The 23860-nt window shown below is 43.2% G+C and carries 23 protein-coding genes; all 23 read right to left on the bottom strand.

Annotated elements, in window-relative coordinates; translation table 11 throughout:
- Positions 1 to 129 precede the first annotated feature (129 nt).
- The 23 genes from IGI92_RS01080 to IGI92_RS00970 all read right to left on the bottom strand — a co-directional run bounded on the left by IGI92_RS01080 (position 130) and on the right by IGI92_RS00970 (position 23859).
- Complete coding sequence (locus IGI92_RS01080) at positions 130 to 957, bottom strand: DUF7402 domain-containing protein (RefSeq protein ID WP_008376442.1); 828 nt, start codon at positions 955 to 957, stop codon at positions 130 to 132.
- A complete protein-coding gene (locus tag IGI92_RS01075; RefSeq protein ID WP_086332891.1) occupies positions 932 to 2698 on the bottom strand; it encodes a DUF2264 domain-containing protein in 1767 nt (588 codons plus the stop codon). Before IGI92_RS01075 ends, IGI92_RS01080 begins: the two co-directional genes overlap by 26 nt.
- 445 nt (positions 2699 to 3143) lie before the next feature.
- Positions 3144 to 4601 (bottom strand): glycoside hydrolase family 1 protein, encoded by a 1458-nt coding sequence (locus IGI92_RS01070; RefSeq protein ID WP_430607697.1) that lies wholly within the window; start codon positions 4599 to 4601, stop codon positions 3144 to 3146.
- Between the two features lie 19 nt (positions 4602 to 4620).
- Positions 4621 to 6477, bottom strand: a complete 1857-nt coding sequence (locus IGI92_RS01065) for a beta-glucoside-specific PTS transporter subunit IIABC (RefSeq protein WP_430607695.1) — start codon at positions 6475 to 6477, stop codon at positions 4621 to 4623.
- An 88-nt stretch (positions 6478 to 6565) separates the two neighbouring features.
- Positions 6566 to 7381 (bottom strand): PRD domain-containing protein, encoded by an 816-nt coding sequence (locus IGI92_RS01060; protein ID WP_223347153.1) that lies wholly within the window; start codon positions 7379 to 7381, stop codon positions 6566 to 6568.
- 383 nt (positions 7382 to 7764) lie between these two features.
- Positions 7765 to 8259: a GNAT family N-acetyltransferase gene (locus tag IGI92_RS01055; RefSeq protein ID WP_430607692.1), complete on the bottom strand. Its 495-nt coding sequence runs from the start codon at positions 8257 to 8259 to the stop codon at positions 7765 to 7767.
- Between the two features lie 277 nt (positions 8260 to 8536).
- Positions 8537 to 9532, bottom strand: coding sequence for a tagatose-bisphosphate aldolase (gene lacD / locus IGI92_RS01050; protein ID WP_430607689.1), 996 nt, complete (start codon positions 9530 to 9532; stop codon positions 8537 to 8539).
- 185 nt (positions 9533 to 9717) lie between these two features.
- A complete protein-coding gene (locus IGI92_RS01045; RefSeq protein ID WP_194199353.1) occupies positions 9718 to 10887 on the bottom strand; it encodes an SIS domain-containing protein in 1170 nt (389 codons plus the stop codon).
- A 178-nt stretch (positions 10888 to 11065) separates the two neighbouring features.
- A complete protein-coding gene (locus IGI92_RS01040; RefSeq protein WP_005232618.1) occupies positions 11066 to 11800 on the bottom strand; it encodes a GntR family transcriptional regulator in 735 nt (244 codons plus the stop codon).
- Positions 11801 to 12014: 214 nt separating this feature from the next.
- On the bottom strand, positions 12015 to 13043 hold the full coding sequence (locus IGI92_RS01035; RefSeq protein ID WP_008376454.1) for a PTS system mannose/fructose/sorbose family transporter subunit IID: 1029 nt from the start codon (positions 13041 to 13043) through the stop codon (positions 12015 to 12017).
- Entirely contained in the window at positions 13033 to 13839 is an 807-nt protein-coding gene (locus tag IGI92_RS01030) for a PTS mannose/fructose/sorbose/N-acetylgalactosamine transporter subunit IIC (RefSeq protein ID WP_430607686.1), read from the bottom strand. Before IGI92_RS01030 ends, IGI92_RS01035 begins: the two co-directional genes overlap by 11 nt.
- Positions 13840 to 13865: 26 nt before the next feature.
- Positions 13866 to 14348 carry a PTS N-acetylgalactosamine transporter subunit IIB gene (gene agaV, locus IGI92_RS01025; protein WP_005232625.1) on the bottom strand — a complete coding sequence of 161 codons (483 nt, stop codon included), beginning with the start codon at positions 14346 to 14348 and terminating at the stop codon, positions 13866 to 13868.
- A gap of 19 nt (positions 14349 to 14367) precedes the next feature.
- Entirely contained in the window at positions 14368 to 14643 is a 276-nt protein-coding gene (gene yajC / locus IGI92_RS01020; RefSeq protein WP_244732883.1) for a preprotein translocase subunit YajC, read from the bottom strand.
- Between the two features lie 2 nt (positions 14644 to 14645).
- On the bottom strand, positions 14646 to 15077 hold the full coding sequence (locus tag IGI92_RS01015) for a PTS sugar transporter subunit IIA (protein ID WP_008376461.1): 432 nt from the start codon (positions 15075 to 15077) through the stop codon (positions 14646 to 14648).
- Positions 15078 to 15723: 646 nt separating this feature from the next.
- Positions 15724 to 16320 carry an alpha/beta hydrolase gene (locus IGI92_RS01010; RefSeq protein WP_430607683.1) on the bottom strand — a complete coding sequence of 199 codons (597 nt, stop codon included), beginning with the start codon at positions 16318 to 16320 and terminating at the stop codon, positions 15724 to 15726.
- 13 nt (positions 16321 to 16333) lie between these two features.
- Positions 16334 to 16942 (bottom strand): flavin reductase family protein, encoded by a 609-nt coding sequence (locus IGI92_RS01005; RefSeq protein ID WP_194199357.1) that lies wholly within the window; start codon positions 16940 to 16942, stop codon positions 16334 to 16336.
- 17 nt (positions 16943 to 16959) lie between these two features.
- Positions 16960 to 17853, bottom strand: coding sequence for a VOC family protein (locus IGI92_RS01000; RefSeq protein ID WP_430607682.1), 894 nt, complete (start codon positions 17851 to 17853; stop codon positions 16960 to 16962).
- A 13-nt stretch (positions 17854 to 17866) separates the two neighbouring features.
- The gene (locus IGI92_RS00995; protein WP_422705482.1) at positions 17867 to 18829 is read right to left on the bottom strand and encodes a ring-cleaving dioxygenase; all 963 of its coding nucleotides are present in this window, start codon (positions 18827 to 18829) and stop codon (positions 17867 to 17869) included.
- A gap of 10 nt (positions 18830 to 18839) precedes the next feature.
- Positions 18840 to 19268 (bottom strand): MarR family winged helix-turn-helix transcriptional regulator, encoded by a 429-nt coding sequence (locus IGI92_RS00990; RefSeq protein WP_005232643.1) that lies wholly within the window; start codon positions 19266 to 19268, stop codon positions 18840 to 18842.
- 299 nt (positions 19269 to 19567) lie between these two features.
- The gene (locus tag IGI92_RS00985; protein ID WP_194199359.1) at positions 19568 to 20632 is read right to left on the bottom strand and encodes a bifunctional transcriptional activator/DNA repair enzyme AdaA; all 1065 of its coding nucleotides are present in this window, start codon (positions 20630 to 20632) and stop codon (positions 19568 to 19570) included.
- 221 nt (positions 20633 to 20853) lie between these two features.
- Positions 20854 to 22092: a PD-(D/E)XK nuclease family protein gene (locus tag IGI92_RS00980; RefSeq protein ID WP_258186457.1), complete on the bottom strand. Its 1239-nt coding sequence runs from the start codon at positions 22090 to 22092 to the stop codon at positions 20854 to 20856.
- A 153-nt stretch (positions 22093 to 22245) separates the two neighbouring features.
- On the bottom strand, positions 22246 to 22740 hold the full coding sequence (locus IGI92_RS00975; RefSeq protein ID WP_242596020.1) for a glycosyl-4,4'-diaponeurosporenoate acyltransferase: 495 nt from the start codon (positions 22738 to 22740) through the stop codon (positions 22246 to 22248).
- Between the two features lie 12 nt (positions 22741 to 22752).
- Positions 22753 to 23859 (bottom strand): glycosyltransferase, encoded by a 1107-nt coding sequence (locus IGI92_RS00970; protein ID WP_430607677.1) that lies wholly within the window; start codon positions 23857 to 23859, stop codon positions 22753 to 22755.
- Between the last annotated feature and the right edge of the window lies 1 nt (position 23860).

Here is a 23860-nt window from a genome sequence, read left to right as displayed (position 1 = left end):
TTAACATATTAACTGAAATCATTATAACGTAACCGCACAAAAAAAGCGACCTTCCTTCCTTGATTCCTAAAAAAAAGAGCATGACAACTGCACACAAATGCAGACCTGTCATACTCTCGTCCTCTTTTTTTAACAGTTCCAACCAAATACTTCGATTTGTGTAAGAGCTGGGAAGGGGGAATCATCCTCTGCTTTTTGCAGCTCTTTATAGGTCAGCTTAGTCGTTTCTTTTTTTGGAAAACGAACTTCTTGAAAAGACGCCGTATTTGTCGTTTCCACCACCAGCTCTTCTCCATCAGCAAAGACCAAGGTCCCTTTGGTCCAATAGCTATCATGGGGATAATCTGCCCGCAATAGGAAGCGAACCCGATCAATCAAGACGGGACGACCAAACTCAATGGTCAATGCAGCATCGGCTTGCTGATTGATGCCCCAAGAAGCAAACGGATACGACCCGTGGGATCGGTTGCCATATTTTCCATCAATCGCATTCTTGGCAAAAAAGACGGAATCATCTCGCGTTTCCACATTCGCTGAAGCATGAGGATACGCCCCTGTCGCTGACTTTTGATCATGGGCATTGAAGGATAAATTTTGATAATTCGTGATCTCAAACGCATGGGCTTTGCGCACCATCAGGTGATGGCGCTGCGAGGTAAAGGCCGTTTCCACCGAGGACTTTCGAGCGGACTCCGTCCAAGGAATCTGATACTCCCAAGTGGATTGGGAAAGATAGATCAGTGATGGTGCTAAGGTTTCATCAAGCTGAAGGACATAATACGGATTTTCCCCCGTCACCTCAATAACGATCTTATCTCCTTCCTCATAGGGATAGTTTTTAATGGCTAATACGGCCAAATCATCATCAGAAACTTGAAATGGCGCGGGTTCTTTTTCATGGTCGATGCGACCGACGATCACCTGGTCCTGCTTATTTTTTATTGCTAGCGTAATCATTTGGATCGATCCTTTCTTTTTCTACGATACCACCGACTAAACAAATCAAACGGTGCTTCCCTGGCGGAATATGTTGTGCTAAGTACGGAAAACTGGTTCTTGGAAAAAAGACGGAGGTATTGGCTTCTGGCTGAACAATACTGGCTTGTTGATAGCCTTCGATGTTGATGATTTGAGAACAAAAGCCCTCTTCACTGACTCGACTCCAGGTCGGTCCTGTTTGGGCCTGAGGCAACCGTCCAGTCAGCGGTACACTAAATCCGCCCTCACGAAGGTCCAACGAAATCGTCGTCGTCAACTCGTGCACGCGCACATGCCACTGACCAAATGGATAAATCTCAGTTTCAATCACTACCTCCCCAAAGGGAGCCCATTGGATAAAGATGCCTTTTTCCGTCACTCGATAATCCATGACTGCGCCCTTCGTGCGAAAATAGCTGCCATCTCGAGCAATAGCTAATGTACTATCGAAGGCGCCTTCGGCATACGTGACGCCGGCTTTCGGCACACTGAAGCCAAATTTGCTCGAATAGACGAATTTGCTGTATTTTGCTTGAGCATGCGCTTGCTGTTCAAGCATCAAACCTGCAGGATACCCCAACAAATGATGGTTTTTTTCATTGTGCACCAGCAACATATTGCCTTTTTCAATCCGTTTTTGCGGCTCTCTCTTGATTGGCTCAGGTTCAGCCCGCCAAAAAGGATGCGTTTCTGCGACCGCTAAAAGCAAAAAGGTCTTAAGCCCCCAGTAAGGCGAGCCTGGTGCATTGTACCCTTCTGCCATCACTTGATTTTCATAGTGGTATCCGATGGACAAGCGACCATCGAAAGTGAAAATCTCCTGCGCCATCCAATTGCGCAAGTGTTTCGCTAGTAGTCCTCGCACCTGTCCCCATGGGATCGCTTCGACATCTGCGAAAACCAGCGCCGAGAAAAAAGCACCTTGCGCAAACCGATAGGTCAGGCTGCGGCCATAGGGCAAGGCTTCGCCGTCTTCATCAAAATAATAGATGAAATCTTGGGCAAATCGGGTGGCTCGTTCTTTAAAACGCTGTGCCCATTCTGGGTCTTCGTCTTGCATAAATGTAGCGTAAATCAAGCCATAATAATGAAACGCAAAAGGAATATAGTAATCTCGCTGCGTCGTTTTCCCATCTACGTACCAACCATCGCCAATGTACATGGAATCGATCAATGCCAACTCTTGGGACAATGCTTCTTTTGCCAACGGTTCCCCACAGTGAAACAGGGCAACGCGAATCAACACTTTGAAGAATGTCCAGTTGTTCTTAGGAATCTTGCACTCAAGTGCTTGGGATAGCCAAGCCACTAGCTTTCGCTGGTTCTTCTGCGGCAACGCTGTCCAAAAAGCATCCTTTTGCAATAAAAGAGTCAATGACAATGCGGCTGCTTCCACGATGTATTGATCATAATCCGTGATCCTTCCCCAGTAAAATGCGTGTTCAGGATCTGTCCCCGCGATCACTTTTTCCACATAAGCTACTCGTAACGGATCATCTGAGCAAATCCTCCAATAAGGCGCCAGCCCCCACAAAGGACGCACAAGCGCTTCCATCTCAGCCCGTGTTCGGTCATACACGGCCCCACTGCTACCTAGATTCAATCCTGGATAGTCATCTGCCAAGATCGCTTCTCGCAAAGGAGCGATCATGTCTTCCACTGCCCGCTGATAATCCAGACGCGTCAAAAACGGATTCTCTTTGATTGCCATTTGCTTCATACGCCATCTCCTTCTGTCAATTTACAGAACAGAATAGCAAGCCACGACTTTTTTATCAAGCGATTTTCTACTGGCAATACTGCTGAAAAATGAGAAAAGATTTTGAGGGATTTTTGACTTAACCTGTTAACAAAAAAAGAGGAATTGAAGCTATGGGAAAGTGATTGGAGAAATGGCGAAAGTTAACTGATTTAATATTAAGAAAATATGATAATCAATAGGAATATTTATTAAAAAAATCATAGAAAAGTTTTAAACTCATTTACTAATCAACACATACAAACACCATTGAAATACAAATACGCGACAGCAGTTGAAACTGCTGTCGAGCGCTTTGGGTCTTATGCTTTTAAAAAGCCAAGCATGAGGCACACTCCTACTTGCAACGATTGTCTGAGTTTTTCTGTTTCTATCTTTTTGCTCCCCTGCTCATTCACAGCCTTTTTTATAATTCATCTCCATTAGAAGCAATCACTTTCTTGTACCAATAAAACGAGTCTTTCCGATAACGAGCCAAACTTCCGTTTCCTTGGTCATCTTGATCCACATAGATAAAGCCGTAGCGTTTTGACATTTGAGAAGTTCCGCAACTGATCAGATCAATGCAGCCCCATGGCGTGTATCCCATGAGATCAACACCGTCTTTAACGGCTTCGCGCATTTGTTCAATGTGTTTTTTTAAATAATCGATTCGATACGCATCGTGGACTTCCCCATTGACGAACTCATCTTTCGCTCCTAATCCATTTTCACAAACAAATAAAGGTTTTTGGAAACGATCATATAATTTGATCAATGATATTCTTAACCCAATTGGATCAATTGGCCAGTCCCATTGAGAGAGCTCTAAATATTCATTTTTAATTGGGCTATCAAAAGTACCTGCTAATTTAGATGCATCTTCTCTCGCCTCCGCAACATGAGACATATAATAACTAATGGCCACAAAGTCCACTGTCCCCTCTTGAAGGATATCCGCGTCTTCTGGTCGGATATCGATGGACAAGTCATTCTCTGAAAAGTAGCTATAAATATAGCTAGGATAATACCCCCGTGCTTGAACATCTGGATAAAACATATTCAACTGGTTGGATTTCACTGCTTGCAGTTGATCTTCTGGCTTTGTCGTATGTGCATATGCTTCTATTTGATTGATCATACACCCAATCTCTACATCAGGAGTAATTTCTTTCGCAGCTTTTACAGCCAATGCGCTTGCCAAGAATTGATGGTGAGACGCTTGATATGCCGCTTGCAATGAATCATCCACTAAATCTTCTAAGATCCCCGCCCCTGTATATAAGCTATTAAGATTCATATTCATTTCATTGAACGTGATCCAATACTTCACCTTATTTTTATAGCGTTCAAGAATGACTCGGGCATACTTCTCAAACAAGGGAACTAGCTCACGACTGATCCATCCGTTGTACTTCTTCGTCAGTTCGATCGGCATTTCATAATGTGACATCGTTACCAAAGGCTCAATACCATATTTCGCACACTCATTGAAAACAGCATCATAAAAAGCTAGTCCTGCTTCATTCGGCTCATCTTCAAGTCCCGTGGGGAAAATCCTCGCCCATGAGATTGATAAGCGAAAACATTTAAATCCCATTTCTGCAAATAAAGCAATATCTTCTTTGTACCGATGGTAAAAATCAATGCCCCAACGTTTTGGGAAAAGATAATGTTCAGGATTCATCGCATACTCAGCTAACTCTTTTGAAGTAACGTTAAAAGTAAAATTATTTACTTTTCCAGAAGCATAAGGGTCTTTGTATGCGGCAAAATCTGAAGTGGATAATCCTTTTCCGCCTTCTAAATAAGCACCTTCGATTTGGTTAGCAGCGGTAGCTCCTCCCCATAAAAAATCATCTTTAAATCCTGTAAATTTTTTCATTATTTTCTCTCCTTTTCTATTATTGAATGCACATCATCAAGCGCGATGTCGTTGACTCCATATGCCTATCTCCAGTAATGATCACGTCTAAAAATTCTGAGCTATTGGTCACAATGATCATTGTTGTTAGATCATACCCACTTCTAGCTATTTTTTCTAAGTCAAACCTAATGATGGGTTGTCCTTTTTCGACTGTTTCGTCTGCTGCAACAAGATAATCAAAAGATTCGCCTTGCAGCTTGACAGTATCGATCCCAACATGGATCAAAAGATCGACACCTTCTTCTGAACGTATTCCTACCGCATGCTTCGTCGGAGTCATCATCGTGATTTTCCCGGAAAATGGTGCGTAGACTACGCCTTCTTCTGGAAAAATTGCTACCCCTTTTCCCATTAGCCCTGTTGAAAATGTCTCATCTGCAACGGTCGCTAAATCTCTGACCTCGCCTTCCATAGGAGAATAAACTTCAATTGGATATTTGGTTTCAACTGCTATATTGGTCGTTTTTTCTGATGCTTTTTCTGATGCTTCTTCTTCAAATCCCAAAAACATTGTTAGAACAAACGAAACGACAAAACTAGCGATATAACCGATCAGCGCATAAATAAAATTATTCGAATCCTGAATAATGTATGTTGGTAAAGCAGTAATACCAGGAATAGAAAATGCGGTCACTTGGACAGCAAAAAAGCCAAAAATCGTTCCTCCTACAGCGCCTCCTGCCAATGAGGCATAGAAAGGTTTCTTCAAGCGCAACGTTACGCCATAGATAGCTGGTTCAGTAATTCCGAAAATTGCAGGAATCAGAGTAGAAAATGCCAAAGATTTCGTGGTCGCTTTTTTCGCCTTCAAAGCTACCCCTAAAACAGCTCCAGCCTGTGCACTATTCGCAACCAAATTCATCGGCAAAAGCATAATATCGTAGCCTAATTTTTGAAGACTAGCAAATGTTCCAGGAAAGAAAGCATAATGCATACCTGTTATGACGATCAGCGGCATCAGTCCTCCCATCAACAAGCCCGCTAAAGGACCTGCAACGGTGAACAACGTGGTAAAGATTTCTTCTAAATATTTACCTAAAAAATTTCCTAGTGGTGCAACGATCGCTAATAGAATCGGTGCCGTGACTAGTAAGGTCAACATTGGACTAAAAACGATGTTAACTGTTTTAGGAACTACTCGATCCATCCATTTATTGATATAGCTCATAAGAAGTACACCTAAAATAATCGGTAATACCGTAGAAGAATAGTTATTTAATGGAATGGCTAGACCAAATAACGATAATGCACTTCCTCCTTCTGCCGCACCATTGATCAGCGTGGGATACATGAGGATCGCTGCTAACGCAGCAGCCAGAGACTCTTTCGTCTGAAATTTTCTAGCTGCTGTGATAGCAACAAAGAAAGGCAAGAAGTAAAATACCGCATCTGAGAAGATATTCAATACTTCATAGGCAGAGCTCTCTGGTGAAAGCCACCCAACTACAACGAATAATGCCATGAGACCTTTGATCAAACCTGACCCGATGATTGCAGGCATCAGTGGCGTGAAGATTCCACTAATCACATCGAAAATTTTATCTAAGAAGTTCATTTTCTTATTCGAAGACCCTTCCTTAGTAACCTCTTCCCCTAATTGATCGGCAACTTCTTTGTAGACTTCAGCCACCTTGGCACCAATGATCACTTGATATTGCCCCCCACTAAATTGACTGCCGATCACTCCTGCTAATTCATTGATCTCATTCTTTTCTACTTTCGAATCATCTATCAAATTAAATCGTAAACGGGTAATGCAATGCCAGCTTTGGGATATGTTACTTTTTCCACCAACTAAGGCAATGATTTTTTTCGCTAATTCTTTATTTTCCATTGTTGCTCCTCCTTTACTAAAGAAAAAGCCCAAGTGAAAAAAACTTCCACTTAGGCTTATGCTCTTTTCTAGATAACACACCTTATCTTTATTTAGTTGTAATTCGTTCAATATGAATGACTAAATATACCAATTCATCCTCAGAGATTTTCCAATGGTACTCTCTATCTAGCATATCTTTAATGAGCAGACCACAGGCATAACTTTTCATATATCGTTCCTGAATCAGTTCACGTATTTGCTCGTCCATCTTCAACGACGTTTTTTTGTTTTTTTGGCGCATAATGAAATAACGAATATGAGTAATAAATCGTGAATAATCTGCTGTTGTTTTATCTAAGACTGTTCCATAAAGGATTTGGACGATTTTAACAATTTTTTTGATCACTTCTGTTATTTGCAATGTATCTGCCATATTCGACTGATCAATCTGTCCATTCACAAAATGAAGCGCAATAAATGCTGCTTCCTCTGGCAATAATTGCACAGCTAACTCTTGTTGAATAAGTGCCAACGCTTGCTTACCGATTTGATATTCTTTGTAATATAGATGAGGAATCTCCCATTTGATGGGATTTTCATTTTCTACCGAATTGTTCAACGAAAAAGTTAAATGGTCTGCTAAAGAAAACAACAATCCGGTACCAAACTTTTGATTTAATTCTGCTTCCCCAAGATCAATAATTTTTGCTGCAATACTTAATACTTCCGGCGTATAATTCTCTATCTTATGGCTATGCTTCTCCTCTTCATTGGGAGTAAAAATTTTACTGATCAATGCTTCATCAACCATGTCTCCACGTTTCTTTTTAAACCCAATTCCTGTCCCAAATAAAACTTTCTCAGTCCCTTGATCATCTCGTACCAAAACAATATTGTTATTCAGTGTTTTTACTATAGTCATCATTTCCACCTCCTTAAAGACAAAAAAACACCAAACCTAAAACGAAGCTTCCTGCGCTGTTACGCGAAGAATAACTTTGCTTTTGGACTTGGTGGTGCCTGACTTGTTTATCAGTAACACTCCTGCATCTTTGACAACATCGTACTATCTACAAAAGAAAATGTCAACCCTTACATTTTTCTTAAAATCGATGACTATACAAATCGATAAGGGCACCAAGTCGCAGTATTAGTTATAAAAACCAACGATTTTTTATAGCTACTTTTTCGTAATGTTTACTCATTTATTTAGGATTGTTTTCCAGAAAATCTAATTTAATAAGGAGGTTTTTTAAATTTTCATAACCGAATGATTTGTTATTTCATTCTTGCTTCACCTGTTGTTTAAGAATTTCTGATCTTTTTCTCAAAGCAGACCACACTTACCTTCTGATCATTGACTGTTGTCACGGCTTTTCGTGTTTCTTTAAATCCTTGACTCTCCCAGAAAGATCTACCTGCTGTATTTTCTTCAATAACAGCGAGAGATACGAGAGAAATCCCCTTTATGCGCCAGTCTTGTTCTACTTGCTGATAAAGAGCTTGCCCGTGCCCCTGACGTCTTTCGCCAACCAGCAGCAAGCCAATATACGCAGTGCCCTCTTGCGGATAATCAACAAGATAATCCATGATAGCAATAGGTTTTTGATCATAATAAATAATAGAAAATACCTTTTGCTCTTGAGCCACAGATGGCGGTAGAACAGTCATGTCCCGCATGAGTTGTTCGATGGAAGGTGTCTCTTTCGTTAAAGCAAAATAGGCCTGGTTTTTCTGATAAATACTATAGGCAGCTTGTTGGTTTTCTGACGTGACGGAATGAAACGTATACACGTTCATGAATGCTCCTTTATTGTAGGTTTATTGAACCTTATTTCGACCAAAAGTGAAGCAAGTGGATTTGATGGCTTTTACTGCTAGTTTATCCTATTCAATTCCCCTTGTAAATTACTCTCTAAACCTCTTCCTGTTTACGTTTCATTCCTACGATGATAACCGAACTTGTCAAGGTATAAAAAAGACACCCTAGAGCCTTAAGTCAGAAGCCTGCACTTCTTCTCAAAAGCCCTTAAGATGTCTGATCATTGGCCATTTCTCTTGTCAAACAGCGAAAAAACTATTCTTCGACCGTAACTTTGTCCCACCAAGAAGTAGCGGTCTTTTGGATCACTTCATTCAAGTCTTCGATGTGCTGTTTTCCGGTACTTGCTAGCCATTCTTTGGCTGCTTCTGTCCCTTGTTTTACAAAGGGATCAACACCGTCTTTCCACGTTGCCCGGCCGCACAAGACGCCATTGAAGGTTGAACCGGCTTCTTTGGCAAAAACCAGTGTTTCTTGGAATAAGCTGGCTGATACGCCTGCACTGAGAAAAATAAACGGCAGATGCGTCGCATCGCTTTGCGCTTTGAAATACGCTGCGGCTTCTTCCTTGGTATGCACGGCTTCTTCCTTGGCAAAATCTGCCACATAATTCATGTTGACTGCTACTTCCACCTTTAACACATCGACTTTGTACTGTGGTTTTGAAAATTCCTTCATCAATCCGATGACTTTTTCTGGTTTGCGTTGCGCATATGCTTTTGAGTCGACTTCAGGCAACTTAGCATCATAGGAAAGAACTTCTAAAAAGAAGGGCAGATCAGCGGCTTGGCATTCGCTGCCGAGTCGTTCCACAAAGACGTGTTTCAACTGATTGATCTGGGCATCTTCATCTACATCATAATAAAGCAAAAATTTGATGGCATCGGCGCCTGCTGCTTTTAATCGCTCAACTGACCATTCCCCTAATAAATCAGGCAAACGTCCCGGCGTAGTCGCATCATAGCCGGTTTTTTCATACGCCAGCAAAAGCCCCGCCTCTGGATCACGACTTTGCGCAGCTGCCAACCCATATTCTGGATCTAGTAAAATGGAAGACGCGTAAGGGGTCAATTCTTGTGAGACTAGCTTTTTAAACTGGCTGATTTTTTCTGCATCAGCCTCCACGCCAAGTGCTGCCATCATTTTTTTCAAGGCACCTCGTTGGTCGATTGCTAAAGCTGCGATCACTCCTTCTTTCGTTGACAGGCGATCCATCGCTGCTTTTTTGGCTTTCGTTACGGTTGCTTTCATTAAAATTCCTCCTTTTTTGTCCATGCCAAAGAATCAACCGTTTTCACTTTTTTCAGTGTTGGCGAAACGGTTGTCAGCACATATAAAAATGTCTATTGATGAAGCCGTTCGACTGATTGACCACCGCACGTATCGACTTCGTACACGAAAGGATACGTGCTCGTGGTGGTCTTTCTCAGTCATCGTTAGTTGTTATACGGATGAATCGTCACGCCTTTGACCACCCGATTGACGGTACGCGTTGGCGAAGGGGTATCCGGTGTATTACCGACTTTGATCGATGCCAACAGTGCGATCGTTTGCGCAAAAACAATGTCTGCTAAGGCAAGATAGCCATCTGGCAGTGAAGTGTCATCTGGAAAGAAAAAGTTTGTTCCTGAAAAATTCACAGCTGCCGGCTGTCCGATGGCGGTCACTGCGACGGCGATGCCGTCACTCTTTAATTCTTCCAACATATCAAGATCATACTGCCGCGTGTATGGCGTATTGCTGACAAAGACAAAGACGAGGGTTTGATCATCTACGAATGATTTCGGTCCATGACGGAAGCCCATCGAAGAATCGAACACGGTGGCGATTTTTCCCGCAGTCAGTTCCAATACTTTTAGCTGTGCTTCCCTGGTCAACCCCGACAACGTACCTGAACCAAGGTAAACGATTCGCTTAAAGGAACGGTCCGTCAGTACTTGGAGTTCTGTTTCTCTGTCGATCACTTCTTGCCCCAACCGGCTAAGGGTTTCAACATAATGCCCTTTTTCCGCCAGAGGCGTCTGGTCAAAAATCAGCAGTGCCGAAAGGGCCATGCAAGAAAAGCTTCCCGTCATCGCAAATCCAGCATCATTTGACCTCTCAGGCATCAATAACAGATAACTCGCTTCATCAGCGGCAGCTTGTTGTGCCAAAGATCCGTCGGCTGCACAAGTGATCGTCAAATGATAGCTGTCCGCAACGAATTGATCGACGATTTTGACCGCTGCTAAACTTTCTGGTGAATTGCCACTTCTAGCAAAAGAAACGAGCAGTGTTGGCTCATCCGCAAATAAAACTTGTTCTGGAGCAGCGACAATATCCGTCGTAGCAATACTTTCAAAAAGATAATCCACCGTTGCGCCGTTCTTATTCAAGTAAGGAACGATCGTATCTCCAACATATTGCGATGTCCCCGCTCCCGTGAAGACCACGCGGATTCGCTTGTCCGTCTTTTGCTTGATAGTACGTAAGAAAGCCGCGATCGCCTCTTGCTTTTCTTGATAGATCGTCAAGGTTTCTTGCCACAGTTCTGGCTGTTGTTTGATTTCTCTTGTTGTAATCTCCGCACCTAATTCTGCTAATTCCTTTGTTGACAGTTGAAACATCTTTCTTCCTCCTAGCTGCTGGTTTTCCAGTATGTATTCCCAGTGACGGTACGAGGAGCGTTGTCTTGGATGAATACTTAGCGATCACCCAAAGGGCAAACTTCCTCGACCTCACTGGTTTTGAATACACACCTTTTCTTTGCTCGAGCGGATCATTTCAGACTGTCTAGGAAATGCGCTACTCGTCGTTACGCAAGTGGCGGACTTTGTATCTAAATTGGTCTGCTCGAGCAACACTCAAGGTGTATTCGATCACTTCATTTTCAATATTGAACGTGCTGCGTACCAGGTTCAACACCGGCGCACCTTCGTGGATTTTTAGCAATGCCGCATCTTTCGCACTGGCAATGCTGGCAAAAAATTCTTCGTCCGCTAGGCGGATCACTTGATGAAAATCTTCATGGAAGATATCGTACAATGGTTTTTGCTCGATCATCTCACTCGTTAAATTCATGAAGCGCTTGACGGGCAGATAAGAACGCTCGATCATCATCGGTTGGCCATCAGCAAGACGCAATCGTTTTAACTTGTAGATCGGCTCGCCAATGGAAACTTGCAACTGAGTGGCAAAATATTTTGTCGCTTCCATTTTTTTGAATGCCAATACTCTAGTTTCCGGTTGTTTCCCCAGTGCTTTCATCTGTTCGGTAAAACTATAGGAACCCGATAAATTGGTTGCCTGCTTGCGGATCTCCGAGACAAAGGTTCCTTTACCATGTTGGCGATAAATATAGCCTAATTTTTCTAACTCCTGTAGTGCCAAGCGAACGGTAGTCCGACTTAACCCGTAGCGCTTTGACAGTTCTCTTTCTGAGGGAAGCATCGTGTCTGCTTCCATTTCATTTTCGATTTTTTCAATCAGTAAATTTAACAATTGATCGTATAATGGTTGTCGATTTTTATTGATATTCATAAGCCCCTCCAAACTGGTTACTACCACATAACGAGTGTACTATTTCTCGATAGGCGTGTCAAACAATCGTCTACAGGGGCTCTGTTTCCTGAACTTGCATCTCTTCACGCAGGAAAATGAACCAATTGCCAGCACGAGCTAAGCTGAAAAGTCAGCTTTTGCTTGCTTAGCAAAACTCCTCCTACGGTTTGCGCTGTTTCTTCTGCTAGCTTGCTTATTGCGGCCAAATGGATGGATACAGACCAAAGCCAGAACCGATCAAGCCGATCACTAGCAGCAAAGCGATACATTTCAATGGCGTCCAGCCGCGTTTTGATAAGAAGAAATACAGCATCAGTGTGATGGTCAATGGAATCACTTGCGGCAAGATCCCATCGAGGATTTTTTGAATATCGATCGTCACGGGCACTTCGTTGACTTTGTTAAACGTCAATTCATATTTGCCGTTAGCCAATTCGTTGACCGCCGCATTTTCTTGCAGTGTGTCGGTCAATTGTCCATTCTCATCCGTGGTATACAGCATGTCTTCGTAAGCGGCAATGGCTGCTTGATCATCCACGATCGTCGTCGCTTGTGTCACTTCATTGGTAGTACCGTTAGGGATCTGAATATCCAAAGACGTCGCCCCATACACGCAGGTCAAGGAACCGACAACAAAAATCCCTAAAATACTCGCTGCTCGGGTGAACTCTTTGGCATTTTCCGTTAAGATCCCAATCGCATCTGTCCCTAAACGATAGGACCAATGCATCAAGAAGAACCGTAAACCAAATTGGGCCGCATTGAATACCAGTAAGAAAATAAACGGTGCAGCGATGTTGCCGTTGATCGCCATATTGGCTGTGATACCAGCTGTTATCGGTACCAGAGTGAACCAGAATAACGCGTCACCGATCCCGCCTAGCGGTCCCATCGCGGCGACTCGCACTGCCCGAATCATGGGAATATCGGCTTTGTTTTGTTCCATCGATAGAATGATCCCCATCACAAAGTTCACGAGGAATGGATGAGTATTGAAAAACTCTAGGTTATGGCTCATTGAAGCAGCCAAGTCCTTTTCATTTTTGTGGATCTTTTTCAATCCCGGTAAAATACTGAATAACCAGCCTCCTGCTTGCATTCGCTCATAGTTGAAAGAGGCTTGTAGAAATAAGGAACGCCAGACCATATTGTTCAAGGTCTTTTTATCCAGTTGTTCTGCGGGCGCTTGTTCGCTATAAGAATCGGGAATATTATATGCCATCTTCATCGCCTCCGAAATCATAGGTATTGGCTGTTACTACTTTAAATTTGGACTGGATTTGATAATCCCAAAAGGCTAATGCAAAACCGATAAAGGCTAGAATGATCAAGGCTGGTCCTTGCAAGGAAGGTGCCGCCATTACGATCGTGGCTAAACCAAACCCCATAAAGAAGAAGCCCCACATTTCTTTGGAAACCATCACTTTTAGTAAAATCGCAAAACCGACATACCGCATCATGCCCCCAGCTGCGCCGAGCCCACCCATCAACCATTGAGGGATCGCTGCGACCGCCTGATTCCCGAAGGCAGCACCGCCGATAAAGAATAAGACCACAATCAAGCCGAAGATCGTTCCAAGACCCACCATCGCTAAATAATTGATCCGGTCAATACCCTTCGTATTGGCATCATGGGCGTAGCTGTCAGCTTTTGACATCACTGGCGACATTAGTGAGAAGATAATCGTCACCCCATATTGCCCAAGCAAAGAAAACGGAATCGCCGTAGCGACGGCCACTGTCGGTTCCAGCTGCAGCGTGATCGCTAAGATTGCTGCCATAATTCCGCCAATCACCGCATTTGGCGGTTGCGCGCCGCCCACCGGCATATTGCCGATCGTCATTAACTGATAGGTTCCGCCAACGATCAAGCCGGTTTGAAGATCTCCAAGAATAAGTCCGATAACCATCCCGGTAACAATGGGCTGGTACAATGATTCTAAAAAACTAAATTGATCGATTGCGGCAATGAATGTAACTATGAAGACTAAAATGATTTGAAAAATCGTGTAATCCATTTTCTTTCTCCTTCCTTACCTCTGCATCACTGAAATAATTTCTTTTCATCTTCAACAGGTGTCGTTGGAACCCGCTGAATCACTAATTGCACCCCCATTTCCTTCAGTTTTTTAAAGGCATCGACATCTGCTTCATCGACGGCAACTGTCGTAGCAACCTGTCTTTTCCCTTCTGACATATGCATATTCCCAATGTTCAGTTTCTTGATCGGCACCCCACCTTCAGCTAATTTCAACGCATCTTGCGGATTTTCAACCACCATGAAAATCTTTTGTTTTGGCGATGCTTTATGAATGATCTCGATGGTTTTTTGAATCGAGAAATACCTCGTTTGGACGCCAGCTGGCGCCGCCATATCCATCAACCCTTGTCTGACTTTGTCTTTGGCGACCTTATCATTTGCCACTAAAATTAGATTTGCCCCCAACGTACCGTTCCATTGGGTGGCAACTTGCCCATGAATCAACCGATTGTCGATTCGCGTCAACAAAATATTTGGTTCTCCCATAAATATGTCCTCCTTCTATTTACTGCATGATTTCTGTAACCGCACTACGTTCTACTTCAATCACCGTTCCCGATTTCACCCTTAGATCGACCGTCTCTTTCCCCAGTGTTTGAATCTCCCCAATAATGCCGCCGTATAATTTGATTTTCTGCCCCTTTTTCAAGGACTGTTGCAATTCAGCGAAATAGCCTTTTTGCTTTTTCAGATGTTTCCCATTCAAGAAAGATGAGACCGCCAAAAAGAGAAAGAGAAAAACAAGCACCACGATTGAGGCTGCTAAGATCATTTCCCACATCGTTAAATCCCTTCTTCCTCATTGGTTTCCTCATGGCCTTTGATCTTTCCGTGAAAAATACCGCTCTTGCCAATCTCTGCCAGTTCTTGACAAAAACGCTCTGGATCAGTTGCCGTATATCTAGTCAACGAACCTTCCACTAGCAGCAGTAGATTGATGCCGCCGATGACCTCGACTTGCGGGTCCTCATTGGCAGCGGTCATCGCAACATTAAAAGGGGTCCCGCCTACAAGGTCTGCACAAATCACGACCCCATCACAGGTTTCCTTTAATTGATCGATTGCTCCTTGCAACTCTTTTTCAAAGTCAGCTAACGGATTTTCCTCTAAAAACGACACTGCTAGAAACTGTTCTTGCGGCCCTGCAATCATCGCAAGCGCATTTTCCATCCCTTGCGCAAATCCTCCATGACCTGTTAAAACCAAACCAAGCATCTTATGTCCTCCCCTTACTCTCAACTGGTAGTAACCACATATCCAATATAAACGCTTTCATTTTGTCTGTCAACAATTTTTTGTTTTTATATAAAAATGTCTTCGTTATCTTTAAATACGAAAAATGGCGCCAAAACAATGATTATCAATTAATAACCCAATTGATAAAGGTATTGAAATCCATCAAGGGAACGACCTTAATGTTATTTTTAACAAGTACGTTCACTGGTTTTTGAGTCTTGGTATCTAAAGAACCACAAGTCACTCACTATTCACCGATACAACAATCAACGTTGTTAAATAAAGGAACTTTCAACAAATCTGCTTCCATAATAAAAAAACCAGCTAGGTATAATCCCTAACTGGTTTTGATCATCACCAAACTCATTTTCCATTATGTGTTTTATTAAATTGTATTACCATTTTTTTTAGGAATAATTCATGTTATTAACTTAAACAGGTTAGAGATAACAAGCTACCTTATAATCTAGAAGCTTTAAGAATATAAAAACCACCCATACTAACAGAACTAATGTAAAGCATATCTTGGTGGAGCTGATCTACTCTCTGTTCAATGTTTTCACGTGAAACAAAAAAACCTAACCAACCAGCATGATCGCTGTTTGATTAGGAAATAGGCACTGCTTTATTGTTTGGTCAACCACGTGCGCGAGTGTTCAACTTCTTCATACGTTAACTGATGACTCGGGGTCCAAACGGTTGAAAGGACTGCGCCCCGCGAGGTAAAGATCTCTTGGACGTAAGCACTGTCAGCTAGGGAAACGATCGGATCGTTTCTGCCAAAACTCATAAACACATGAGTGTCAGGCAAGGAATTCGTCGGTACATTCTCGACTGGATACATGGCGTGGTAGAGGATCGCTTTTTTGAAGTGGTCACTATCATTTAGTAATAAGCGAATGGCAATGTTGGCGCCATTGGAATAACCCACCAGTACCACTTGCGCTAACGAAAAGTGGTGTTCTTTGGCGGCTTGCCGAATAAAATCGGCTAATTCGTCGCCGCGAAGTGCTAAGTCGGCTTCATCGTACACCCCTTCAGCTAGGCGTTTGAAGTAACGGGGCATGCCGTTTTCTAAGACATTGCCGCGAATACCTAATAGTGACGCTTGGGGATCAAGGGCTTTTCCTACTTCTAGCAGCGACTGTTCGTCGCCACCGGTGCCGTGGAGCAGCACCAAAACTGGTGCGTCAGCTGCTCCTTGTTGGTAGATTGCTTTCATCGAAGTTCCTCCTTTAACTTGGTCGTTTGATATCGAAAATCTCCCCAATCGTTGCGTAAGAATTTCCCGCTAGCCGGCTGACTGCTTGTAAGGCACGGGGATCGATCTTGCCATCTTGATAGACATCCTCTGCAATCTGGTAGCCGACAACTTCCAACAATAAGAGATCGGCAGTGGTCTGCTGGTCTTTTTTGATGGGTACGTGTTGATGCAGAATCGTTTCTAAGCGTACATTGGCTTCTTTCAAGCCAGGAGCGGCAATTGCTTTCGATGTCGTTGTGGTAAATCCAGAAACCGTCAACTCGCTTTGGTCTGCGGGCAATAATGCCGCGGTTTTATTGGCCTCTTGGACATTTGTTTGATCTAAAATATGCACGACGGCTTCTTTCGTCGCCAACAGATTGCGGGCGGTGTCTTTCAGTTCCCCCTCTTTACGCTGGATAGCCAACGAGAGGATCACGGGTTCTGAGCTGACGATGTTAAAAAAACTGAATGGGGCGATGTTGACGATACCATCGGCTGATTGCGTACTGACCACTGCCACTGGCCGTGGAATGATGGAGCCGATCAGTAGTTTATAATTTTCTCGTTGGGTCAAATTCTTGGGATCTAAATAGTGCATACAGCGTCTCCTTTTTTCTAAACCGATAAGTCTGGCAAGCGATCCTCGATCTCTGCACGACGGCTTTCAAATTGGGCTGGCAGCATCAACTGCTGTCCTAACGTTTCCAACGGTTCATCAACGAAAAAGCCCGGGGTTTCTGTTGCGATCTCAAAGACGATGTTGCCCCTTTCTTGGAAATAGACGGCTTTGAAATAGTTGCGGTCTTTGATTTCAGTGACTCCGTATCTTTGATCGTACAAGTATTCTTGCCACTCTTTTTGCACTGCTTCCGTTGGCACGGACCACGCGATGTGATGGACGGTGCCGACACCCCAGCGCCCTGCTGGCATTGCTTCATGGGGCACGACGATCTCATGAGCGAGGGTACCTGCGGTATGGAGATGCGTGCTTTTATTTGTTTGATTAAAAATGTCCAGACCTAGATCATCTGCCAACGTTTGAATGGTCGCTTCTGGTTGTGCCGAAAGCAAGACGGCCCCATGAAAGCCTACAATCGCTGGTGTTTCCGCCGATTCTTCGGCTTCGACTAACGCCAAAGACAGGTCATGCTGATCATGAAGTTCTAAAGTTGGCCGATCAAACAATGTACTTTCTTGGACAGTTACTTGATGTTTCGCCAGATGTTCTTGCCAATAGGCACTGCTGCCTTTAGGAATACGAAACGCGATCGTGCCGACTTGTCCGCTTCCTACTCGCCCAGGATGGGCATTTGCCCAGGGGAAGAAGGTGACGATGGTCCCATTTTCTAATGCTTGATTGCTGTAATAAAGATGATACGTGTACGGATCATCAAAATTGACGGTTTGTTTGACGAGGCGCAACCCCAACACGTCGCGGTAAAAGGCAACGTTCGTTTGCGGATCGCCTACGATGGCTGAAATATGGTGGATCTGTTGAATGGGTTGCATACTGTGTGCCTCCTTAGGCGCGTTTTGTATTGAAGGGTTTGATGACTCCTTCGATGTATTCACGGCGATTTTCTAAAAATGGTGCCAATGATAAGGACTCACCCAATGTTTCGTATGGCTCATCCCCCATGAACCCTGGTTCATCTGTTGCTAGTTCAAAAAGAATATGGCCGATGCGCACATACAAGGATTCAAAATAGTAGCGATCCACATAGCCGGAGTTGGCCAATCCCAAGTTATCAAAGATTTCTTGCCAAACTGCTAATGAGTCGTGGTGAGCTAAGCGAAAAGCGACATGATGCACTTCGCCATCGCCTTGTTGCGCTTGCGGGCTCGTGGTATCTTCCACTAAAACGACTTGAGCGCCATTGCCGCCTTCACCAACTTCTAGCAAATAGCGATTATCTACTTGATCAATGGTTTTGAAATCAAAAACGGATTCCAGCAGCCCTTTGAAATCTGCCAAGTAAGAAACAGACATTTCGACAGGACCTAAGCCATAAATCGCAAATTCAGTAGGAACCGGTCCTTTTTTCCAAGGAGTACCAGCTTTCACGCCAGTATTGTGTTCGTCAGAGATCAATTGATAAGCTTGCGTATCAAAATCCCAAAAACGCATCACTTTTTTCCCAAATTCGGTGGTGATTGCTTCGTGTTTTACCTCAAATTCATCAAAGCGTGCGGCATAATAATCAAGGGCAGCATCACTGGGTACTCGGAAACTAGTGCGGGTGATCGAGTTGGTTCCTTTGCTGCCGCGAGCGGTATTGGGAAAATCAAAGAACGTCATGGTCGTTCCCGGTGACCCTAAATCATCCGCAAAGTAGGTATGGTACGTATAAATGTCATCTTGATTGACGGTTTTTTTCACTAAACGCATCCCTAACACATCTGTAAAGAAATGGTAATTCCGTTCCACATCACTTGTCATGGCCGTCACATGGTGTACCCCTAATATTTGATCTTGTTTTCTCATTTTCTTTTCCTCATTTCTGATCGTAAGTTATTTTTCGTAAAATTGTTTTTAATTGTTGCAATTCTTCACTGCTGAGTTCGGAAAAACTCGCCGCAATCTTTTGTGCATGACTGGGAAAAATTTTCTCCATCAATGCCCTGCCTGCTTCCGTAATCCTGACGTAAGTTACCCGTTGATCTTCTTGGCTAGGTTCCCGGCGCACGCATCCTTTTTTGACTAATTGATCGACTACATAGGTTGTCGAGCTGCTGGCGATCAAAATTTTTTCCTTGATGGCTTGCGTCGTATGGGTGCCTTTATGGTAAAGCAATTCCAGTACAGAAAACTCTGTGATATTTAAGCCATAACAACGAACATCTTTTTTTGCCACTTGTTCCAAACGACTCGCCGTACGCAGCAAACCAATGTACGCTTTGAGCGCTTCTTCTTGATGCGCCATTTTCCTCACCTCTTTATTTCGAATTCGAGATAATCATAACTTACTTTTTGTAAGTTGTAAAAAGATATGCTTTGGTTGTTTAAGAAAATCATTCAATGCTTATTTTTATAGAGGTTAAGAACGGTTAGACACTAACGAAGGTCTCACCTTTTCTCTATGTCCCCTTCAAATCTAATAAAAAACGAAACTCATGAAAGGTTCCATGAGTTCCGCTAAATATATATTTTACTGAAGAGGATTCGATCCATTCCATGTACTGATCGATGAAGCGCTGATTCCCACGCATAGTTATCTCTTTTTCAAATCTTTACAGTCGGCTGGACCTGCTTTTCCAAAGCCAGCAACCACTTTTTGCGTTCGACACCGCCGCCATAGCCGCCGATGCTGCCATCGCTATTGATGACGCGGTGGCATGGAACGATCAACGCCAATTGATTTTTTCCGTTGGCATTGGCAACAGCTCGGGTGGCTTTTTCATTGCCGATTCGCTGTGCCAATTGTTTGTAAGAGTATGTTTCTCCGATCTTCATCGCCAACAGCTGCTGCCAGACGGCTTTTTGAAAATCAGAGCCGATCAATGCGATGGGTACCGTGAAGGCAGTTCGATTCCCTTCAAAATATTCCGTCAATTCTTGCTTGAGTTGCTGAATGATTGCTGTTTGCTGGGGAATAATCACTGCATTCAAACGGCTTCTCAAAACAGCGATCTCCGTTTCTAGCCCTCTGCGATCCACGAATTCTAACAAGTAAAGCTGCTGCTGGTCGCTGATTGCCAGCATCGATCCCAGCTTGGTCTCAAGCCAAGCAGAAGAAAGAATCGTTTTTTCACGGCTGTTGGAAGGCAATTCCCCCATAATCCGGGAAAACGCATCTCGAAAGCCGTTGCCAGAATCGAAGCCGGCTTCTAATTGTGCTTGGATCAGCGGTTCTCCTTCACGAATCTGCTTGAACGCTAACCCTAAACGGCGTGCACGGGAATATTCGATAAAGGTCATGCCAAAATATTTTTTAAATTGTCGACGTGCAGTATTGGGATGGATCGCTAGCACTTCAAAATCTTTGTCGGTCCACTTTTTCTCCGGGTTGCTCTCCACCGCTTCCACAAGGCTTTTCACGTCAGGGGATAAGTGGCTAGGTGAGCTGAGCGGGCGACATCGTTTGCAGGGACGATACGCCGCCAGCAACGCTTCTTGTGCCGTCTGAAAAAACTCGCAGTTTTTCTTGAGCGGTTTTTTCGCTGGACAGGTAGGACGGCAAAAGACGCCGGTGGTTTTTACTCCAACGTAAAAAATCCCTTCATATTGGGAATTTTTTTCAATCAGCATGTCGTAATAGTGGTCCCGTTGACGGCTATCTTCAATCATCTTGCGCATCCCTCCTTCTTTTCTATACTTACAAAAATACTTTGTGCTTGTCCAAACACACGACCAACCAATGCAGCAGCCTGCAAAGGCAGGTCGAAAATTTGCCCACATCCTTCTGATGACATACGATCACCCTTTCCTCTGAATGACCTTAGTGTACAAAGAATGGTCTTGACGCATCCCATAAAAATTAACACCAATTTTTCAGAAAATGAAACACATTATTTAAGACGAGTTTTTTCTGCGATACCCTCTATCCTATCTACGAACTGATCAATTTGAATAAGCGTTTTTTCTAAGTTATTCTTAATTTTACTTACTATCTTTTCTCTACCCTCTTCAGCAACAATTATAAAAATATCTTCTACAAACTTGTTATTGATACCAGCAATTTTCCAATTCCCTGTTCCCCACCACTCCCAAGTATCTTTTCTTTTTCTACCACCATCTACTTCTGTAAGAATACGCTCTAATCTTTGACGTCCATCAGGATCAATTTTGCCTGTAAATGCTATCTTAATTCTTCCAGAAATAGATTCAGATTTATTGTACAATTCAATACCGTAAGGCTTGTGGTTATTCCATCCACCGGGGAAATTTTCTGGCAAGTCTGGAAACAATTGATTCAGCCTCTTTGTTTGGAATCGAATCATTGTTTTGCTAGTAGAAATAATCTTTATTTCCTCATTCTTTTCGTTAGCTAATTCCGCCAAGGCCTCAATATATAATTCACTCATCAAACTTAAATTATCAGGGCGGTTTTCAAAAATTAAATCTAATGCATCTTGATGTTCTGCGTATATTTTCCGACATATCTCTCTAAGTTTTTCATCCACTAAAAGATCACTCCTTAATACGTTTAAATAGTCATTTATTATATAGCTTATTTTTGATTCTAGCTGATTCAGCTTTAATAATCGCTCCAAAATAAGTGCGATATCATAGTAAGAAACTATACACCATTCTTCGTCAGAAGGCTCTATTCCTTCTGGAGTTAAAAAAACAAAAATCCGATTATATTCTTTATAGTTTTCTTCTACATAACTCTTATATTTATTTAATTGATGTTTTGATTCGAGTGATATCGTTTTATTTTCTATACACAATACCATCTTATTCTTTTGTGATATCAAAAGAAGATCGATATCCTTATGCTCACGAAAAATCTCTATATCTTCATAATCCGCTAGCACAATATCAAAATAATCTAATCCAATAAAATCATACTGGTCCATTTTTAAACATATTTTTAAAAATGATTTCAGAAAATAGTCCTTCATTCCATGACCTTCTTTTGGATTAAACAAGTAAGCTAAAAAGTTACTATGTCGAATTTCTGTTCTAGATAACTTTAATATTTGAAAAATGTTTTCTTCTTTTAACCAAGGAGCTAGTTGATCACTTATCATGTCAAAATCTTTCAACAGATAATAAAGTTTTTCTTTATCGGTATTCTTCACATCGTTCACTTTCTTCCCACAATTTTTTCCACAAAGTTTATTCAACCACTGTCAGACTAAAAATACAATGAATATTTGGTTTACAAACAGTAGTAGTTATATACAAAAAAGCTTAGAACGACAAATCCGTCTAAGCTTTAATTCAAATATCTTTTAACCAAAAAGCTTTTCTTTTTTCCGCAAGACTCGCTCCAAACGGGGGCGATTATAGCGTTGGATCATGATGAATGGGCAGTTGGCCAATAACGCATAGACGATCATCACCCAGCCCGCCCACGCAGGATTCCAGAGGAAAAAGAACGGTGCTGGAACCATCAGCAGCCAATGGGTCAGCTCTGCTCGGCGTGTTTCGATGACGAATTTTTCCAGATAGTCCTTTTGTTGCTGAGCCAAGCGAGATTTGTCAAAGCCTTTTTTGGCAATCACAGTGCCGTCGGGCAATTTGTCTTTCCACTGACGAATACGAAATACCTCCGCCCAGATCCTACCGCCTTTTTCAAAGGCAAAAGAACGGAACCAGTTGGCATGACGTTCAAAAAAAGCATCACTGACTTTGCGCAAGCCAAACGAGATGCCTAGATGAAACAGCAGCCAAGCCAAGCTGTCTGTAATGAGCAAGAGCAGTGGAGATAAGGTGATCAGCGGCATGTGCATCGCCTCCTATAAATTGATTTTTCGTCCTTTCCAGGTCACGGATTTCAACAAATGGGTTTGGATCCATGACCAACCAAATAAGCCTAGGAAAAAAAGAAAGTAACATGGGAAAAAAAGCAGCAAGACTCGGTTGAAGTTGCCGACACGGCGGGCAAAGCACACGGTTTGTCCAAAATAAGCAGCATAAAAAAGCAGTCCTAGCCAAAGCGGTTCCATTAGAAACGGTGCCGCCAGTACCCCAATGCCGCCGCTGATCCACAAGATGACACCTGCCATAATCAAAGGGTGAGTGAATTGCGAAGCAGTGGCAAAGTCCTTCGTCCAGCCTTGAACAAGTTGACGAACACCAGCTGGATACATCCGAAAGGCCAACAGGTCTTTTCCACCATACAAGGCGATCGGCAAGCGTTTTTTCTTAAAGCGTCTCGCTAATGCTAGATCATCTAAGATTCCTTGTGGCATGTCCTGATGCCCATTGGCTTGAAGGTACGCTGTTTTGCTGCACAAAATACACGGACCAAAGGCGCCGCCGGCTGAGAGTTTTTCGCCTACGATAGAAAAGCGGTTCAACCCGACAGGTAAGATGACATTAAAGACGGCAGATAATTGTTCATACAGGCGCTTCGTTTGATGATAGGGCTGCACCGAGAGCAGGCCTTGTCCCGATCGCTCCTCATACGCAGCGAAAAGGCGCTCTAAGCCATCTTCTGCTAGAAAGAAGGTATCGGCATCCAAAAATAATAGATACTTGCCCACCGCTTGTGAGGCGCCTAACCAGCAAGCCGCCGCTTTCCCAGCAGAATCAGCAGCGGTTTGCAAGACCGTCGCACCGAAGCGCTTGGCACAGGCGATCGTCTCGTCTTCCGATCCGTCATCAACCACCAAAATCTCCACAGGATAAAGGGTTTGCTGCTGCAAGGATGCCAACAATTGCGGCAAATTTTCTGCTTCATTGCGGGCGGGGATGATGATCGACAATTCTGCCCTCTCCTTCAAGTCTTTGGATGCGGCTGTCTCCTTGCGGGTGGGTATCGTCGGCAGGCGGAAAAAAATCAGCCAGCCTGCCAGCCAAGCAGCGCAAATACCAGCGAGCAGCAGGTACACAGTCATCATC

Source organism: Enterococcus sp. DIV2379 (assembly GCF_050542965.1).
GTDB classification, from domain to species: Bacteria; Bacillota; Bacilli; order Lactobacillales; family Enterococcaceae; genus Enterococcus_D; species Enterococcus_D entomosocium.
This window is presented reverse-complemented; position numbering and strand designations above follow the sequence as displayed.